The 295-nt window shown below is 49.8% G+C and carries 1 protein-coding gene; it reads left to right on the top strand.

Going from position 1 to position 295, the window contains the following annotated elements:
* Positions 1-295: cadherin-like domain-containing protein (locus AB4160_RS09215; protein ID WP_372004306.1), on the top strand; the 295-nt coding region annotated here is incomplete at both ends.

The raw sequence follows: 295 nt of genomic DNA, 5'->3' as shown, positions 1-295 counted from the left end.
ACGAAGATGGCTCAATTACCCTAAGCCAGGAGCAACTGCTGGCGAATGCAACCGATGTTGATGGCGATACATTAACTGCTGAAAACCTATCAGTAGGGGATAACGCCACCGTCGTTGCTAACCCAGATGGCAGCTTCACGATTACCCCAGATGCAGACTTTAATGGCGACTTAGACTTACGCTTTGATGTCTCAGATGGCACCACTACCGTGGCAGCAGGTGTTGACCTCACAGTCAATCCTGTCAATGATGCTGCAGTAGCCCCTGACGTTGAATTCACCATGAATGAAGACGG

The organism is Shewanella sp. 10N.286.51.B8 (assembly GCF_041469325.1).
Taxonomy (GTDB): Bacteria; Pseudomonadota; Gammaproteobacteria; order Enterobacterales; family Shewanellaceae; genus Shewanella.
The sequence above is the reverse complement of the archived record's forward strand: the minus strand, read 5'-3'. Positions and strand labels throughout refer to the sequence as shown.